The sequence below is a fragment of the Bradyrhizobium sp. CB1717 genome, from assembly GCF_029714325.1.
GTDB lineage: Bacteria > Pseudomonadota > Alphaproteobacteria > Rhizobiales > Xanthobacteraceae > Bradyrhizobium.
This window is the reverse complement of the sequence record NZ_CP121666.1, coordinates 4,031,057-4,048,347: the sequence shown is the minus strand read 5'-3', so window position 1 is coordinate 4,048,347 and position 17,291 is coordinate 4,031,057. Positions and strand designations below refer to the sequence as shown.

Below are 17,291 nucleotides of genomic sequence, written 5' to 3'. Positions count from 1 at the left end.
TTTACGCCAAGTGTTCTGAAATCACCATGCCTGTGATGCATGGCTTTCCGGAGAGAACCGCGCCTGAAGGTTGCAGGAGATTTTTGTTGCCACCTTCGTTAACCTTGGCTGCAGCCGGATCTGACGCCGGGCCGGGACACAGGGAGGCGGATTCCATTGCCATACACTCCGTCATTGCGAGCGCAGCGAAGCAATCCAGACTGCCCCAGCGGAAAAATTCTGGATTGCTTCGCTGCGCTCGCAATGACGACGTGGAAGCACTGTCGGGGAATGCCCCAGTGACGTTCGATCTCGGAATCGTGGGGCCGGATGTCGTACGGGAACTCGAGGGCACCGAGGGTGGTGAAGGAAGGCCGGATCAGCGATGGCTAGTTAGTGAACGTCCCATTGGCTGATGCTAGATATGTCCAGCGACCTGGCAGAGCTAAGTTCAGGCGAAATAAAACGGGAGCTCAACGATGCGATTGGCAGTCATTTCCGACATCCACGGCAACCTTGCGGCGCTGGAGGCGGTGCTGGCCGACATCAAGGCACGGGGCGTCGATCGCACGGTCAACCTCGGGGATTGCGTCACCAGCCCGTTGTGGCCGAAAGAGACTTTCGAAGCCCTACAGTCGCTGTCGTTGCCGACCGTGCGCGGAAACCATGATCGCTGGATCGAGGAGTTCCCGGACGACAAGCTCTCGCCGGCAGGTCTGTTTGCGCGCAACGCGTTGACTGCGGAGCAGCGGCGCGCCCTCCACAGCCTGCCCTCCCTACTGCGACTGGACGATGGCATCCTGGCCTGCCACGGCACGCCCGAGAACGATACGACGTGCCTGCTGGAGGAATCGCTCGATGACGGCCGCTTTGTGCCGGCACGCCGCGACGTGCTGGAAGCACGCCTGGCGAGCGAGCCGGCGGCGCGCGTGGTGCTGTGTGGCCATAGCCACCGCCAGGCCGTCGTTCAGGGGCCGCGCGAGTGTCTGGTCCTCAATCCCGGGAGCGTCGGATGCCCAGTCTTCGCGGACATTCCCTTTGCCGCAAAACTGGAACATCGCTCGCCTCACGCCCGCTACGCGATCCTGACGAAGGGAAAAAGGGGCTGGCAGGTCGAACTCCTGGCGCTCGAATACGACTGGGAGGCCGCCTCGGCGCGCGCACTCGCCAACAACCGCCCGGAATGGGCGCAGGCCATGTTGTCCGGATACGTCAAATAGAAGCTGGCCGTGCTGAGATCTCCGAATCCACGCCGCAGGGCAGGATCGACGGGTGAACGAATACGGCCTTGTCGCGCCCGCCACGCGATCCCAAGTCGCGCCTCACGAACAAGCAACGGGTGAAACATGGCCGACAGCATATCGCTTGCCGACAAGCTCGCGACCTTTGGGGATTATTGGTCGCCGCGCACGATCACGACCTTCAACGATTGCGACGTGATGGTGGTCAAGGTGAAGGGCGAATTCACCTGGCACAAGCACGATGACACCGACGATTTCTTCCTGGTCCTGAAGGGCAGTCTCGACATCGAACTGCGCGATCGCACGGTGAGGCTCGGTCCGGGCGAGCTCTACGTCGTGCCCAAGGGTGTCGAGCATCGCCCGGTGGCCCGCGAGGAGGTTCATCTCATGCTGATCGAGCCGACCGGGACACCGAACACCGGCGACAAGGCAACCGCGGCAGCGCGCAAGCTCGCATAGCGAGCAACGGGCCTGGCGCTGCCTAATCCCTGGAGGCGGCCAGCTTGCTGAAGCTGCCGACCAGCCTGGCTTTTGCGCGCACGACAGTGTCCTTGGCCGCGCGAGCCAGGGCCCGGATGGCGCGCCAGGCTTCGGTCGCCTGCAGCCACGCCTTCGCCGCAGCGTATTTTCCGTACGCCCAGGCAAAAGCGGGAATTCGCATCAGCTTGTCGCGCGTGAGATGAAACAGGCGCTCGACCAGCACCAGCTTGAGCAATTCGCCGACAATGAAGGTCACGGCACCGCTCAGAACCTGACCGGTTGCGGCGAGGTAGGCTGCGACGGGCTTGATCGGCTCCAGAAGAATGACGGGCACGGAGAACAGGGCGAGAGACGTATAAGGCGGCAGCGATTTGATCCAGGCGCGCAATCGCCTGAACTCGAAATGCCGCCCGATCCAGCGGCCGATGGGCCTCGCCACGGCCATGAAGACCGCATCCACCAGGAAGTAGATCGCAGCCAGGATGTAAGTAACCGGTTTCAGGAGTCGTTTCACGGCACCTCTCCCGCGAAATGAAAGCCGGAACTTGGGCCTAAGTTTCACCTCGGCGTGAATAGTTCGGGGATATCGGATGGAACTTTTTGGGCATCGGCTCCCGCTCGGATCTCCGCATAGACCTCCAGAAGATTGCCGTCAGGGTCGCGAAAGAACAGCGTGCGATGTCCGAAGGACTGGTTTGTCGGCGGCGAGAGCAGCGCCACACCCTGCCGCACGAGCTCGTCGGCGCATTGATCGACCTCGGCCGCGGAGACCTTGAAGGCCAGTTGCAGCGAGGCGCTCCCTGCCGGGATCGGCGGATCGGACGCGGTCCGGCTCGGTTTTGCCAGAGCCAGGGTATTGCTGCCGAGGGCGTACTCGATCCAGTTCGGCGAGAGCTCGCGCGAGAGGGGAAAGGCGAGGATGTCTTCATAGAAGCTGCGCATCGCGGCCATGTCGCGCACGAAGATGACGGTGTAGTCGATCGCACGGATGGCGTTGAAGGGTGAGCGGCGGGCCGGATCGGTAGTGTGTGCGTTTGTCATTTCGTGCCTTATTCCGAACTCCGACTCGTAGCCCGCATCAGCGAAGCGATATGCGGGAAAGTCTTTGAAAGGTCCCGGATATCGCTTCGCTCATCCGGGCTACACGCCCTCACTCCACCAGCTCGGGCCACGGCACGATGGTCGACTTCACCGTCTTCATCGCCATCGCGTCCTTCACCGCCTGCGCGACCCCCTCTTCGGTGAACGGGTAGATCGTCTGCATCTTCAGCCAGGGATATTTGTCACGCGTGCGGTAGAGCATGTCGACGCCGAGCGGCAGATCGTTGCCGGTAAAGCCCCAGGATCCCAGAACGTTGAGATCCTTGGTGCAGATGCGGTGCCATGAGGTGTCGATCGAGCCCGCGTCGGTGAACTGGCCCATCTCGACATAGGTACCGCCGTCGCGCAGCATCTCGATGCCTTCGGGGCCGGCGGTGGGATGGCCCGAGCAATCCATCACGAGATCGGCGCCGAAGCCGCCGACGATTTTCCGCACGCGATCGATGCGGTCCTGCGGCGACTTGAGCTCCTCGATGTTCACGGTCGCCTCCGCGCCGAACTCGCGCGCGAGCTTGAGCCGCGGCTCCTCCGGCGCGCCGACGCAGATCACGCGCCCTGCCCCCATCTCCTTTGCGGCGGCGACTGCGAGAATACCGATCGGGCCCGAGCCCTGGATCACCACCGTGTCGCCCCAGGAAAAACCGCCGGCGCGGGTGGCGCGGTTGAAGGCGCGGATGCAGGACGTCAGCGGCTCGGACAGCGCGCCGAGGCGCAGCGACATGTCGTCGGGCAGCTTGTAGATCTTGGTGCCCGGCAGCATCTCGAGATCGACATAGACATATTCGGCCCAGCCGCCCCACATGTGCGGCGCCTTGTCGAAGCCGAGATAGCGGCCGTAATAGACCGGCGTCAGGCATTTGTTCGCCGTCTGCGGATAGTGGATGCAGTAGTAGCAGCGCCCGCACGGCATCAGCGGCGGGATCATCACCTTCGAGCCGACGGTCAGCGGCTTGCTCATGAAATCCTCGGTGAACTCGTCGCCGCATTCGACGATGACACCGCCGAGCTCGTGGCCGAGCGTGAACGGCCAGGGCAGCGGCTTCGGCCAGTGTCCCTTGAGGATATGCAGGTCGGTGCCGCAGACCCCGCAGGCGCCGACCTTGATCAGCGCGGCCTTGCGACCGACCTTCGGCCACGGCACGGTGCGGATGACGGGCTCGCTGCCGGGGCCTGCGTGGGTGCAGACGCGGATCTGTTGCATGGCTGTTTCCTCGGTGCCCGTCTGTTATGATTGATGGTGCGGGCTGAGACGAAGCGTATGTGAGATGCGCGCTCGTGCCAAGCGGGCAGTCTCGTAGCCCGCATGGAGCGAAGCGTAATGCGGGAACGCCTTTCCCGGATTTCGCTGCGCTCCATCCGGGCTACGGATCGAGGATGATGCCAATGCTGCGCGACTATCAGCCGGCGGATGCCGAAGCCATCACACGCGTCGCACTGGCCGCGTTCGCCGAATTCGAGCGACACTATTCCGACTGGCCGCTGTTCATGACTCACGTTGCGAAGATGCCGGAGCTGGCCAAGACCGGCGAGATCATCGTCGCCGAAGATGGCGGCCGGATCGTCGGCGCGGTCGCCTATATCGGCGCGCAAGCGCCGAAGCCGGAATTCTTCGATCCGGCCTGGCCGGTCATCCGCATGCTGGTGGTCGACCCCTCGGCGCGCGGCAAGGGCATCGGCCGGCGATTGACGGAGGAATGCCTGCGCCGCGCCGAGCGCGACCAGTCGCCGGCGATCGCCCTGCACACGACGCCGATCATGACGGTCGCGCTGCCGATGTATCTGCGCATGGGATTTGCGAGGATTGGCGAGGCGCCGGATATTCTGGGCGTGCCGTATACGGTGTATGTGAAGTCGCTGGCGTAGAGGCGTCTTCGTACCCGCCACACACTCCGACGTCATCCTGAGGCGCGAGACGTGCGACGCGTAGCGTCGCGCGGGGAGCCTCGAAGGATGGGCTACGGGCGCTCGCGGCCCATCCTTCGAGGCTCGCTTCGCTCGCACCTCAGGATGATGGCGGTGATTGTGGTGGCAACGCATGGCTGTGTCGAGGCACACCCAATTGTCTTGAGCCGCCACCGGCGAACGTGTACTCCCGCAAGGGTCCCACCCCAGGTGCCCGCTTGAACCCCCTCCCCCAAAATCCCGTGGTCGCGTCCGGCTCGTTCGCGGCGATGAGGTCCGTGCCGTATCGCCTCCAGTTCACGGCCTATGTGCTGGCGATGATGGCCGACAATATCGAGCATGTGATCAGCTATTGGGTGGTGTTTCAGAAATTCCATTCGCCGACGCTGGGCGGCTTTGCCGTGCTGTCGCACTGGCTGCCGTTCCTGCTGTTCTCGGTCGCGGTCGGAGGTCTCGCCGACCGGTTCGATCCGCGCCGCATCATCCAGTGCGGGATGCTGCTGTTCATCGTCGCTTCCGCCGGATGGGGCTTCTTCTTCCTGACCGACACGATCCAGATGTGGCACGCGATGCTGCTGCTGGTGATCCATGGCTGCGCCGGCGTGCTGTGGCAGACGCCGAACCAGCTGCTGCTCTACGACCTCGTCGGTCCCGCCGACTTGCCGAGCGCGGTGCGGCTGAACGCGATGGCGCGCTATCTCGGCATCCTGGTCGGGCCTGCGGTGGGCGGAATCATCATGCTGACGCTCGGCCCCTCGCACGGCATCATCTTCAACACGCTGTTCTATCTGCCGATGCTGCTGTGGCTGTTCTGGGCGCCGGTGCGGGACAAGAGCCTGGCTGCGCGACGCTTTGCGGTGCGCGGCCTTGCCGACATCGTGCTCACCATCCGCGCCATCGGCACGCAGCCGGTGCTGACGGCGATGACGTGGCTTGCCGGCCTCACCTCGTTCATGATCGGCAATGCCTATCACGCCCAGATGCCGGGCTTTGCCGGCGATCTCGGCCATGGCGATCCCGGCGTTTCCTACAGCGTGCTGCTCGCGGCGGACGCGGCCGGAGCGCTGCTCGCCGGCATCGCGCTGGAATCCTGGGGACGCCTCAAGGGTACGCCGCGCACCGCGATCACGCTGGCGATGCTCTGGAGCGTGGCACTGCTCGGCTTCGCCGCGGTGCGGATCTACCCGGTCGCAATCGTGCTGCTGTTCTTCGCCGGCTTCTTCGAGCTGTCGTTCAACACAATGGCGCAGGCCCTGGTCCAGCTGAACGCGCCGCACGACATCCGCGGCCGCGTCGTCGGCCTTTATAATATGGCCGGGCTGGGCATGCGGGCCTTCAGCGGCATCACCGTCGGTGTGTTCGGCGCCGCGATCGGCATCCACTGGTCGCTCGGGCTCTCGGCCGCCGTGCTGCTGACGCTGCTGTTCCTGCTGTATCGGCGGGGGACACGGACGGCTTGACCGGTTCCCCTCGGGATGTGGCTTTTCGATTGTGTCTGTCCGTAACCGGCGCGCCCGATCCTAACGCGGCATTAACCCTATGCACCTTAGGGTCGTCCCGGACTCCGCCCGGGCGGGGGGTCGGGTGTTGAAAATGGCGTTGGCGAACAAAAAATTTCTTCCGGCCGCCGAGGAGCGTCGGCGTTTCCAGCGGGTGAAGGTGCATCTGCTCGGCCGCTACATGCTGCCGGACCGCCGTGAATTCCCCTGCCAGGTGATCAACATGTCGCCGGGCGGCCTTGCTTTGCTCGCCCCCGGCATCGGCAATGTCGGCGACCGCGTGGTCGCCTATCTCGACCATATCGGCCGCGTCGAGGGCAAGATCACCCGCATCATCGACAATGGCTTTGCCATGACGATCGGGGCGACGCCCAGAAAGCGCGATAAGCTCGCGGCACAGCTGACCTGGCTCGCCAACCGCGACATCCTCAACCTGCCGGAGGACCGCCGCCACGACCGTATCGTGCCGCGCAACCCGATCGCGGTGCTGACGCTCGAGGACGGCACCAAGATGACCTGCCGCATCATCGACCTCTCGCTGTCGGGCGCGGCCATCGCCGCCGAGAACCGCCCGCCGCTGAAATCGACGGTTTTGCTCGGCCGGGTCCAGGGCCGCGTGGTCCGAAACCTCGAAGACGGCTTCGCGCTGGAGTTCATGCACGAGCAGCCGGCGGAGACACTCGAAGAGAGCGTTACCGCGCGGTAAAGCGCAATCGCGGCAAAACCACTGATTTTCCAGCCCTGAAGGCGGCCTCCCTGACACGGATGCCGCCTTTTTCATGCGTTGTGACGGACCTTGCGCGGGTTAACGCCGGGCCGTTTGCGCGCCGAAACGGCGGTTCCGTCAGCGTTTCCGCGTTAATCGATAAAGTTTGAATCAATTGCAGTAATCTCGAATTTTACTCGAATTCTATTCAAGTATAGATCGAATTAGCGGCACGTTTTACTTGTATTCGTCTCGACTTGACTTGGTCGACTTAGCGGCAACTCAAAAGCTCCGTGCGAAATGTGGTCCCAACAAGAAACGGGGGCCGCAATGTTTGATTTCAGGGGACAGGGGAAGGGACTGGCGATCGCTGCCATGCTCTTCGGGATCAGCGCGACGGTGCAGGCCGGCGAAGGCCGTCTGCTCTACGCGAGCCTCGGCGACACCACGCGTGCGCCGATCGGCTGGGTCGAGTTCTGTGCGGACAATGCCGCGCAGTGCCAGGGCGGGCCGACGCAGCCGCGCGACATCGTGATGTCGCAGACGGCGTGGCGCGACCTCGTCAAGGTCAATCGCTGGGTCAACGAGACCGTCAAGCCTTTGACCGACCAGGAGCACTGGGGCGTGATCGAGAAGTGGTCGCTGCCTTCGGACGGCTACGGCGACTGTGAAGACTACGTGCTGTTGAAGCGCAAGATGCTGATGGATGCCGGCTGGCCACGCGAGGCCCTGCTCATCACCGTGGTGCGCGACAAGAAGGGCGAAGGGCACGCGGTGCTGACGGTGAAGACCGACAAGGGCGAGTTCGTTCTCGACAATCAGAACGAGAACGTCGTTGCCTGGACGGAGACCGGCTACCGCTTCGTCAAGCGCCAGTCGCAGGGCGATCCCAACGTCTGGGTCTCGCTCGGCGACACCAAGCCGGCGGTCTCCACCGCCAGCGCAAGAGATTAGGAACGAGACAACAGGTTACGCGACCCGGTCACATCCCCACCCCTCCCCGTCCCAGACCGGTTCGCGCGCGGCCAGCCATCCCCCAATGGCTGGCCGCAACTTTTTTGGGGATGCGCAATCAGCCCAGCGACGACCACGGCACGCGCGCCGCGGTGAAGTCCCGCCAGCTGTCCTGCAATGACTGGTGCGCGCCGATCGATGCACGCGCCTGCCAGCCGGCGATCGCGGCCGCAGCGATCGTGCTGTCGCGATCTTCGGAACCGAGCCCGTCGAGCAATGAGGCCGTCACCGCCATGTCGTTGAAGGCGCCGAGCTCCTCCTGCAGGCCGGCGAGCCTGCGGGCGAATTTTCGCGCGGACTTGCGATCGGCAAACAGCGGCAGCAGGAACTCGGCGAGATAGCGCAGCCGCTTGGTCGCGAGCCGCACCCGGTGCACCTCCTCGACCGTGAGCGACTTGAATCGGCGGCCGCGCTTGAGCACCTTGGCGTGCTGCTCCGACAAGACGCGCTGGGCGAAGTTGACCGCGGGCTCGGCGAGCCGGCCGAGATCTTCCGCCGCGACGTCGTTGCGCCAGCCGCGCGTCTCGATCCAGCCGCCGAGGCTGATCAGGAAGACGGCGCAGCGGCGATCATCGAGCGCAAGGTGCGCCTTGCGATAGGCCTCCGACTGACGCTGCGCTGCGACCCGCCCCAGCTCACCGAAGCCGGCGACCGAAGGACAGGCTCTTGCGATCGTCGGCAAGGTGTCGAGCTGGAACACGTCCCAGTCGCGCGCAGCGGACAGGTCCTGCGCCAGCCATTTGGCTTCCGACCGCAGCGAATCGAGATTAGAGAGCGCGCCGGCCGATCGCATCAGGTCGAGCGCCGAGCGTAGCCGGCGCAGCGAGACACGCAACTGATGCACGCCTTCCGGATTGCGGCCGTCCTCGGCCGCCGGCAGCGATTGCAGCAGATGGAGGAAGCACGAGCGCAGGATCGTCGCGAAGGCCTCGTCGAGCGTGACGGTCGGATCGAGGCGAACCTTGCCCGGCCGGCGCGCCGACGGCGCCTTGTCCGCAGTAAGGTCGAAGCCGCGCGGACTTGCTGCGGATGGACGGCTTCACCGCGCCGTGCTCTGCAAGCCGCAGCGCGATCTCGTAGATCGTGCTCGCGCTGCCGCTCTTGAGCTCCAGCTCGATCTCGCTCACCGGCAGCGACCGCTCGCCGGCCGTCAGCTCGCCCTGGTCGAAGGCGATCTCGACCGTGCCGGACGGCAGGTCGACGATGCGCGTGTGCCGATGGATATCGGCGGTGAAGACCGCTTCCAGCGGCTGCGTTTCGAGCTGCTCGCGAAGCTTCTCCGGAATGAATGGCAATGCCAAAGCGGGATCGGGCGCAAGCGATGGCACGCTCGCCTCCCACTCGCCACGGCGCAGCGGATCGTCCGCGGCGTCGGTCTTCACGGTCTGGACGAAGCGCGTGCCGCTCTGGCGAACGCGCAAGCTCAGCCCGGCGCGACGAAGCGCCCGCTCGGGCGTGTCGTAGTAGACGGACTTGAGACGTTTTTTCGTGCCCTTGTTGCGAGCATTCGCCGCGATGACCGGCGCAGCGCTGAAATGGGCCATGCGATCTGCATCGATGAGAAGCTTGAGCTCGATTTCGCCGGCCGGACGCGCCGCAGCGTTCGACGGGGTCGGCCCCGGTGCAGGCGTTGCGTCTTGCGATGGCGTCTGATCGATCGCAGCGCCCTCGACAATCGCAGGTTCCGCGCCGGACTCGGCCGCGTCACGCTGCCTGAGGAAACCGGCGATGACTTGCGTTCGCTTACCGTCCTTTGGGACAGGATTCCCGTCCGGCACGCTCATGGTTTTGCGAGCCGACGTTGCGTCTGATTTTAACATTTCCGGTGACATGACAGTTCTATGACAGAGCGCCAGCATATAACCGGTGCGGCTCGCGAGGAATAGTCACGTTACGTCGCGGCGCATCATGATCCACATGCACATGCCGCACGGCAGACATCGACGAGGATTGTCATAATTCGCTGAGCGCGACGAATTAAATTGCCGCGACGCGTAGTAAGTGATCGAATTCGATAGCGAATCTCGCCGTTCTCGAAAGCGAGATGAACGCGTCAGCGAGATTGACTCATGCTAGCCGAGAAATTCTTTCTGGTTCTGGAGACGCTTAGAAGTCACGCCGCCGATGACAGCCCCGGAATTGTGACAAGCCCTATTGCGACAAGCCCCGCGCGGCCTCCCGAGGTCCCGGAAGTTGCAAAGGGTTCGCTGCGCAAGAGGCTGGTCCCCGACGATCGGGACTAGAAGCGGTCCAAATTTCGCCAGATCGCGCCACGCGATGCGCGTCAGTGCGCGAGACTGTTCCTGTAGATCTTGCCACCCTTCATGATCACGACGAAATTCTTCGCGGGATCTTCGACGAGGGCGATGTTGTCGAGCGGATTGCCGTCGACGAGCAGGAGATCGGCCAGCGCGCCCTCCTCCACCACGCCGAGCTTGCCGGGATAGGGATTGCGCAGGCCCGACAGACTCAGCAACTCCGCATTGGTCGACGTCGCCATGGCCAGCGCTTCGGCCGGCGTGTACCAGCGCGTCAGCGCGGCCACCATCGCGCCCTGCTTCTCCGCCAATGCCTGCGAGAACAGGACGTCGGTGCCGAACGCGGTCTTGATCTTGTACTTCTTCGCCAGCGCGTACACGCGGTCGGTGCCGGCCACCACCTGCCGCATCTTGTCCTGCTCTGAAGGCCCGAGCGCCGCGGCACCGGCGAGATCCAGGAACGGCTGCGTGCTGAGCCAGATGCCCTTCTCCGCGATCAGCTTTGCGCTCGCCTCATCCATGAGGTGACCGTGCTCGATGCATTTCACGCCGGCTGCGATCGAACGCTGGATCGCCACCGGCGTATAAGCGTGCGTGACAACATACGTGCCCCAATTGTCGGCGGCTTCGACCGCCGCGCGCAGCTCGGGCTCGGTGAAAGTGGAGACGTCGAGCGGGCTGAATGGCGATGCGACGCCGCCGCCCGCGGTGAGCTTGACCTGGGAGGCGCCCTGCATCAGTTGCTCGCGCGCCCGCACGCGGACTTCGTCGGGGCTGTCGGCCACCATGCTGCCGCCGACCCGCTCCATGCGGCTCAGCATGCCGCCGATCGTGCGCGGCAGATCGGAGAGCTGGCGGAAGTCGCCGTGGCCGCCGGTGATGGTGATCACGGCGCCGGATGGATAGATGCGGGGGCCGGCGACGAGGTCCTCGTCGATCGCCTGCTTGAGGCCGAAGCTCGGCCCGCCCATGTCACGCACAGTGGTGAAGCCGCGCATCAGCGTCGCCGTCGCTTCGCTGGCGGCAAGCAGATTGTTGTAGCCGATATCGCCCGCGAGCGCGGCCATCGGCGTCGGGCGTACCAGCATCGCGTGCCAATGCGCATCGATCAGCCCCGGCATCAGCACACGCCCGCCGCCGTCGACCACTTGCCCGGTGGCCGCGATGTCAGCGGTTGAAATCTTCTCGATCTTCCGGTCCCTGACGAGGACGTTGGACGCGGCCGAGAGCGCAGCGTTCCTGCCGTCGAATATCCGGACGTTGCGAAACAGGACGGCGGAGTCGTGCTGGGCTTGTGCGGAGAACGGACTGCCGAGGCCAATCCCGATCGACATGAGCAGCGCGGCGGCTCTGACGAGTCCGGCCGACGTGGTCAAACCCCACATGTCCAATCTCCACGCCGAAACCCGCTGCGCAGTTCTGCCGATGCCATGCGGTGCAGCTACGGATTGAGGCCTGCAAACAGCATCGAGTCAATTTGCGATCACAGCGAGATTTTGCAAGTCAGCCATACGACACGATGGGAGACGCGCCGCGACCGCCGCTTGCAGAAAAATGAGTAAGGGCGGCTGTCGCACTCGCGTCGAACTCAAGTCAAAACGCGACTATCCGGCTCACTCGCCGGCAACAACGGATTGCAACCTCTTCTCCCGGGAGTACGATCCCGCGCGGTCTGCGCGACTTTGAGGCGCTGGGCAGGAGGAGGGTCGCGGACGTCTGTAGCAACGGAATGGCGAGGCGTGACATGGTGGCGCAAACGAGTGACGGACACGTTCTGCTGGCCAAGAAGCTCGGTGGACTCTTCGCAATCATATTGGGATGCCTGCTGACGGCCGTCGGCGTGACGTTCGAATCCGACAGCACGACCTTGGTCGGCGTCCTGTTTCTTGCGCTGGGAGCCGTATTGCTGGTGCTCAAGATCGTCAGGCGAAATCAGCAACGTCCGTCCTGACAGACGGCAGCCGCTCAGGCGCCGAGCACGTCGGCGAGCCGCAGCTCGTCGGCGGCAGGATCCTTCAGGAACAGCTCGGCTTCGATCTCGTTCAGATGCGACAGCATCTGCGCGCGGGCAGCCTGCTTGTCGCGCTTGCGGATCGCGCTGACGATGCCGGCGTGATGATCGGTGCCGCAGGCGGGCGTGTCGTGGCGGCGGTAGAGCAGGATGATGAGAGAGGAGCGCGCGATCAGCTCCTTGAGGAAACCGAGATAGATGCTGTGGCCACTCATCTCGGCGACGAGCTTGTGAAATTCGCCGGAGAGGCGAACCGAGGCGCGCGCGTCGCCGCGCAATTCCGCTTCGCGCTCCTCGGCAAGATGCTGGCCGAGCCGATCGAGCCAGGCCGGTGAGACCGCGTCGATCGCGTGGTCCACGATGGTGGGCTCGATCAGGCGGCGCGCCTCGAACACCTCGCGGGCATCGGCAGGCGTCGGGCGCGCGACGAAGGCGCCGCGGTTCTTCTCGATATTGACGATGCCCTCATGCGCGAGCTGCTGCAGCGCGGTACGCACCAGCGTACGGCTCGCACCATAGATCTCGCCGATCTCGTCCTCGCCGAGCTTGGTGCCCGGCAGCAGACGGTGCTCAAGGATCGCCGCGGTCACACCCTCCCTGATACGGCTGACGCGATCGCTCGCGTCCGGCGCTTCGGGTTTTTGGCGGGTCTTGGCGGCCATTTGCTTAGAGGTGTTGGGTGTGAGGCTCGATCGGCGAACGTTCGGCCTCGAATGTTAGTCGACGAGCTGTATCCAATCACAGGCGAAACTTTATACAATCTTCGCCCGTTTTGTGTGCAGATGACTGCCCAGGCAGCGGACGCCCCGGATACGCCGGATTCGACCTAACGATCTGACTCCGCTGCACAGTTTGGGGATTTTGCCGACCGAGGCCTGTTGGCACGGACCTTGCGGAGAGAGCCGCAAGCATCGCCCTTCCTCGGACACGCCATGGCCACTCCCGCCGCTCTCGAACTGGTCGCCGTCACCAAGCGCTACGACACGACGCTGGCGGTCGATACCGTCAACCTGAAGATCCCGGCCGGGACCTATTGCTGCCTGCTCGGCCCCTCCGGCTGCGGCAAGACCTCGACCCTGCGCATGATCGCCGGCCACGAGGCGGTCAGCGCGGGCGACATCATCCTGGGCGCGCAGAACGTCACCGACCTCGAGCCCGCCAAGCGCGGCACGGCAATGATGTTCCAGTCCTACGCACTGTTTCCGCACCTCTCCGTGCTCGACAACGTCGCCTTCGCCCTGAAAATGCGCGGCATCGACAAGCCGACCCGCCACAAGCGTGCCGGCGAGCTTCTGGAGCTGGTGGCCATGAGCCCCTATGCAGGCCGGCTGCCGGCGCAGCTCTCCGGCGGCCAGCAGCAGCGCGTGGCGCTCGCCCGCGCCCTGATCACCGAGCCGCAGATCCTGCTGCTCGACGAGCCGCTCTCGGCGCTCGATCCGTTCCTGCGGGTGAAGATGCGCGGCGAGCTCAAGCGGCTGCAGCGCGAGCTCGGCATCAGCTTCATCCAGGTCACCCACGGCCAGGAAGAGGCGATGGCGCTCGCCGACCACATCGTGGTGATGAACCAGGGCAAGATCGAGCAGCAGGGCTCGGCGCGCGACATCTTCCACCATCCCCGCACCGAATTCGTGGCCCGCTTCATCGGCGGCCACAACGTCCTCAGCGACGCCGGCAACCTCATCGCCGTGCGCGCCGACCAGCTCGGCATCAAGCCGATCACTGAAGGTGCGTTCGGCGCGCCGGCGCTGCTGACCCAGACCGAGTACCAGGGCTCCTACATCGCCGTCTCGCTCACGCTCGACGACGGCACCGCCCTGTTCTCCCACGTTCCGGAAGCCACCTTCGACGTTCACCCGTTCCGTCCGGGCGATCGCGTGCTGGCGACCTGGGATCCCGCCAAGGCGCAGCGCCTGCAATAGCGCCGATCGATCACTGGAATGCGCAACAGAGGAGTGACTGATATGACCGAGACCACCAGGACGAAGGGCGTCAGCCGCCGCACGCTGCTCAAGGGCACCGCAGGTCTCGCCGGCCTTGCCGCCGGCTCCGGCGCCATCACCGGCTTTCCCTATGTGAAGTCGGCCGACGCGAAGGTGCTGCGCTATCTCGGCACCGCCGTGAACGAGGGCGACGACATCTCCAAGCAGTGCCTGAAGGACACCGGCATCAAGATCGAATACATCACCGCGACCACCGACGACGTCACCAAGCGCGTGATGACCCAGCCGAACTCCTTCGACGTGCTGGACACCGAATATTTCTCGCTGAAGAAGCTGGTGCCGTCGGGCAACATCCTTGCCCTCGACGCCAAGAAGATCAAGGAATTCGACAACATCACGCCGGTCTTCACCAAGGGCGAGACGCCGGGCGGCAAGAAGATCGGCGGCCAGGGCACCGCACCTTGGAAGGTGCTCTATCTCGAAGGCAAGGACTCCAAGAAGTTCGCGACGTCGGCGACCGAGTTCGTCACGCTGATCCCGACCGTCTACAACGCCGACACGCTCGGCATCCGTCCCGACCTGATCAAGCGGCCGATCAGCACCTGGGCCGAGCTGCTCAATCCCGAGTTCAAGGGCAAGGCCTCGATCCTCAACATCCCCTCGATCGGCATCATGGATGCCGCGATGGTCGTGGAAGCCACCGGCAAGTACAAATATGCCGACAAGGGCAACATGACCAAGGAAGAGATCGATCTCACCATGAAGGTGATGACCGAGGCCAAGAAGGCCGGCCAGTTCCGCGCCTTCTGGAAGGATTTTAACGAGAGCGTGAACCTGATGGCATCAGGCGAGACGGTGATCCAGTCGATGTGGTCGCCGGCCGTGACCAAGGTGCGCTCGATGGGCATCCCCTGCACCTTCCAGCCGCTCAAGGAAGGCTATCGCTCCTGGGCGTCGGGCTTCTGCGTCTCCAAGGGCGTGTCGGGTGCCAAGCTCGAATGGGCCTATGAGTTCGTGAACTGGTTCCTGTCCGGCTATGCCGGCGCCTATCTCAACCGCCAGGGCTACTACTCCGCCGTGCTCTCCACCGCGAAGGCACACATGGAGCCGTACGAGTGGGCGTACTGGATGGAAGGCAAGCCGGCCGAGAAGGACATCAAGGCGCCGGACGGTTCGCTGCTGGAAAAGGCCGGCGCGGTGCGCGACGGCGGCTCCTACGAGGACCGCATGGGTGGCGTCGCCTGCTGGAACGCCGTGATGGACGAGAACGACTACATGGTCCGCAAGTGGAACGAGTTCATCGCGGCCTAAATTGATGGACACGTCAGAGGACATCCTGCATCCGGCATCCCCGGACCTCGTCCGGGGATCGGAGACGAAGCGCGCCGCGAAAGCGGCGCGCCTGTCGCCGTCCTTCATCTCCTGGCTCCAGGCCGGGCCGATGATGCTGGTGTTTCTCGCCTTCTTCCTGATCCCGCTGGTGTTCGTCGTCATCGTATCCTTCTGGGACTACAACGAATACCAGTTGCTGCCGGCCTTCTCGGGCCGCGGCTACACCGACACGTTCGAGGGCTGCATCGCGCAGCTCCCCGACCTCTGCACGATCGGCAAGACCTATCTGAAGACGCTAAAACTCTGCTTCATGGTCTGGGCCATCACGCTCTTCATCGGCTTCTGGGTCGCCTACTTCCTCGCCTTCCACGTCAAGTCCAAGACCTGGCAGATGGGGTTGTCGCTGCTCTGCACGATCCCGTTCTGGACCTCCAACGTGATCCGCATGATCGCCTGGATCCCGCTGCTCGGCCGCAACGGTCTCGTCAATTCCGGCCTGGTCAAGACCGGCTTGATCAACCATCCGCTGGAATGGCTGCTGTTCTCCGAATTCTCCGTGGTGCTGGCGCTGGTCCACCTCTTCACCTTCTTCATGGTGGTGCCGATCTTCAACTCGATGGTGCGCATCGACAAGTCGCTGATCGAGGCCGCCTATGACGCCGGCGCCACAGGTTTCCAGACCCTCGTCAACGTCGTCATTCCCCTGGCCAAGCCCGGCATCGTGATCGGCTCGATCTTCGTCATTACCATCGTGATGGGCGACTTCATCACGATCGGCGTGATGGGCGGCCAGCAGATTGCGGCTGCGGGAAAGATCATCGAGACGCGTGTCAACGCGCTGCAATTCCCCGCGGCCGCGGCCAACGCCGTGATCCTGCTCGCGATCACCTTCCTCATCATCACCATGATGTCGCGCATCGTCGACATCAAGAAGGAGCTCTGAGCATGAAGGAAGGACGTCCGCGCTCTTTCTACGTGCTCGCGGTCTTCTTCGCGGCCTATGTGCTGTTTCTCTACGGGCCGATGATCGCGATCTACGTGCTGTCGTTCCAGGGGCCGCAGGGCGGCCTCACCTTCCCGATGAACGGCGTATCGACCTTCTGGATCGCAAAGCTGTTTCAGGGCACCGGCATCGTCGATCTCGGCGCGGCCTTCCGCCGCTCGCTGCTGCTCGGCGTGATCGTGATGATCGTCACCGTCGTGCTGTCGGTCGCCGCCGGCATGGCCTTCCGCAGAAAATTCAAGGCGCAGAGCATCCTGTTCTATTCGGCGATCGCGAGCCTGATCGTGCCATCGATCATCACCTCGCTCGGCATCTCGCTTGAATTCCGCATCATCGACGATCTGATCAAGGCACACTGGAACGAGAATTTCGAGACCTCGATGGGCCTGCTCACCTCAGGCCTCGGCGCGCACCTGACCTGGACGCTGCCGTTCGGGCTTTTGATCATGTTCGCGATCTTCAACCGCTTCGATCCGCGGCTGGAAGAAGCCGCGCGCGATCTCGGAGCGACGCCGTGGCAGACCTTCCGTCATGTCGTGCTGCCGATCATCCTGCCCTCGGTGATCGGTATCGGCCTGTTCGGCTTCACGCTGTCCTGGGACGAACTGGCGCGCTCCAGCCAGGCGATCGGCGCGGTGAATACATTGCCGCTCGATCTCCAGGGTCTCACCACCACCGTGACCAACCCCGACATCTACGCGCTCGGCACCGTGATCTCGGCCGTCTCGTTCACAGTGATCACGCTTGCGCTCGGCACCATCCACGTGCTCAACAAGCGGCAGGCGGCCAAGGGCTCGGACGCCGGCAAAGGGCTCGTCTGATCTG

General features: G+C 64.0%; 16 protein-coding genes and 1 pseudogene. 11 read left to right on the top strand and 6 right to left on the bottom strand.

Features of this window, described 5'->3' with window-relative positions; translation table 11 throughout:
- Positions 1-458: 458 nt before the first annotated feature.
- Positions 459-1,199 carry a metallophosphoesterase family protein gene (locus QA649_RS19100; RefSeq protein WP_283025535.1) on the top strand — a complete coding sequence of 247 codons (741 nt, stop codon included), beginning with the start codon at positions 459-461 and terminating at the stop codon, positions 1,197-1,199.
- 126 nt (positions 1,200-1,325) lie between these two features.
- Entirely contained in the window at positions 1,326-1,679 is a 354-nt protein-coding gene (locus QA649_RS19095) for a cupin domain-containing protein (RefSeq protein WP_283025534.1), read from the top strand.
- Between the two features lie 22 nt (positions 1,680-1,701).
- Here the strand turns inward: QA649_RS19095 and QA649_RS19090 are convergent, their stop codons facing one another.
- The 3 genes from QA649_RS19090 to QA649_RS19080 form a co-directional block, all read right to left on the bottom strand.
- A complete protein-coding gene (locus QA649_RS19090) occupies positions 1,702-2,214 on the bottom strand; it encodes a hypothetical protein (protein ID WP_283025533.1) in 513 nt (170 codons plus the stop codon).
- Between the two features lie 44 nt (positions 2,215-2,258).
- Positions 2,259-2,741 carry a VOC family protein gene (locus QA649_RS19085; protein WP_283025532.1) on the bottom strand — a complete coding sequence of 161 codons (483 nt, stop codon included), beginning with the start codon at positions 2,739-2,741 and terminating at the stop codon, positions 2,259-2,261.
- 109 nt (positions 2,742-2,850) lie between these two features.
- Complete coding sequence (locus QA649_RS19080) at positions 2,851-4,002, bottom strand: zinc-binding dehydrogenase (RefSeq protein WP_260389753.1); 1,152 nt, start codon at positions 4,000-4,002, stop codon at positions 2,851-2,853.
- Between the two features lie 182 nt (positions 4,003-4,184).
- Here QA649_RS19080 and QA649_RS19075 point away from each other — a divergent pair, with 182 nt between their 5' ends.
- From QA649_RS19075 to QA649_RS19060, 4 genes are all read left to right on the top strand, one after another.
- Positions 4,185-4,664, top strand: coding sequence for a GNAT family N-acetyltransferase (locus QA649_RS19075; protein WP_283025531.1), 480 nt, complete (start codon positions 4,185-4,187; stop codon positions 4,662-4,664).
- 308 nt (positions 4,665-4,972) lie between these two features.
- Positions 4,973-6,163 carry an MFS transporter gene (locus QA649_RS19070; RefSeq protein WP_283026051.1) on the top strand — a complete coding sequence of 397 codons (1,191 nt, stop codon included), beginning with the start codon at positions 4,973-4,975 and terminating at the stop codon, positions 6,161-6,163.
- A gap of 133 nt (positions 6,164-6,296) precedes the next feature.
- Positions 6,297-6,908: a PilZ domain-containing protein gene (locus tag QA649_RS19065; protein ID WP_026312634.1), complete on the top strand. Its 612-nt coding sequence runs from the start codon at positions 6,297-6,299 to the stop codon at positions 6,906-6,908.
- 330 nt (positions 6,909-7,238) lie between these two features.
- The gene (locus QA649_RS19060; protein WP_283025530.1) at positions 7,239-7,862 is read left to right on the top strand and encodes a transglutaminase-like cysteine peptidase; all 624 of its coding nucleotides are present in this window, start codon (positions 7,239-7,241) and stop codon (positions 7,860-7,862) included.
- A 118-nt stretch (positions 7,863-7,980) separates the two neighbouring features.
- Here the strand turns inward: QA649_RS19060 and QA649_RS19055 are convergent.
- Both QA649_RS19055 and QA649_RS19050 read right to left on the bottom strand, forming a co-directional pair.
- Positions 7,981-9,742 (bottom strand): annotated as a pseudogene (locus QA649_RS19055) (CHAD domain-containing protein).
- 464 nt (positions 9,743-10,206) lie between these two features.
- A complete protein-coding gene (locus tag QA649_RS19050) occupies positions 10,207-11,565 on the bottom strand; it encodes an amidohydrolase family protein (RefSeq protein ID WP_283025529.1) in 1,359 nt (452 codons plus the stop codon).
- Between the two features lie 359 nt (positions 11,566-11,924).
- Between QA649_RS19050 and QA649_RS19045 the strand changes: the two genes are divergently transcribed.
- Positions 11,925-12,131: a hypothetical protein gene (locus QA649_RS19045; RefSeq protein WP_283025528.1), complete on the top strand. Its 207-nt coding sequence runs from the start codon at positions 11,925-11,927 to the stop codon at positions 12,129-12,131.
- A 14-nt stretch (positions 12,132-12,145) separates the two neighbouring features.
- Here the strand turns inward: QA649_RS19045 and QA649_RS19040 are convergent, their stop codons facing one another.
- Positions 12,146-12,853, bottom strand: coding sequence for a GntR family transcriptional regulator (locus QA649_RS19040; protein ID WP_283025527.1), 708 nt, complete (start codon positions 12,851-12,853; stop codon positions 12,146-12,148).
- A 270-nt stretch (positions 12,854-13,123) separates the two neighbouring features.
- Between QA649_RS19040 and QA649_RS19035 the strand changes: the two genes are divergently transcribed.
- The 4 genes from QA649_RS19035 to QA649_RS19020 are packed head-to-tail and all read left to right on the top strand — an operon-like array spanning position 13,124 to position 17,287.
- A complete protein-coding gene (locus QA649_RS19035) occupies positions 13,124-14,110 on the top strand; it encodes an ABC transporter ATP-binding protein (protein ID WP_283025526.1) in 987 nt (328 codons plus the stop codon).
- Positions 14,111-14,152: 42 nt separating this feature from the next.
- Positions 14,153-15,442 (top strand): PotD/PotF family extracellular solute-binding protein, encoded by a 1,290-nt coding sequence (locus tag QA649_RS19030; RefSeq protein ID WP_026312631.1) that lies wholly within the window; start codon positions 14,153-14,155, stop codon positions 15,440-15,442.
- Between the two features lie 4 nt (positions 15,443-15,446).
- Positions 15,447-16,406: an ABC transporter permease gene (locus tag QA649_RS19025; RefSeq protein WP_283025525.1), complete on the top strand. Its 960-nt coding sequence runs from the start codon at positions 15,447-15,449 to the stop codon at positions 16,404-16,406.
- Between the two features lie 2 nt (positions 16,407-16,408).
- The gene (locus tag QA649_RS19020; RefSeq protein ID WP_018647069.1) at positions 16,409-17,287 is read left to right on the top strand and encodes an ABC transporter permease; all 879 of its coding nucleotides are present in this window, start codon (positions 16,409-16,411) and stop codon (positions 17,285-17,287) included.
- The last annotated feature ends 4 nt before the right edge of the window (positions 17,288-17,291 follow it).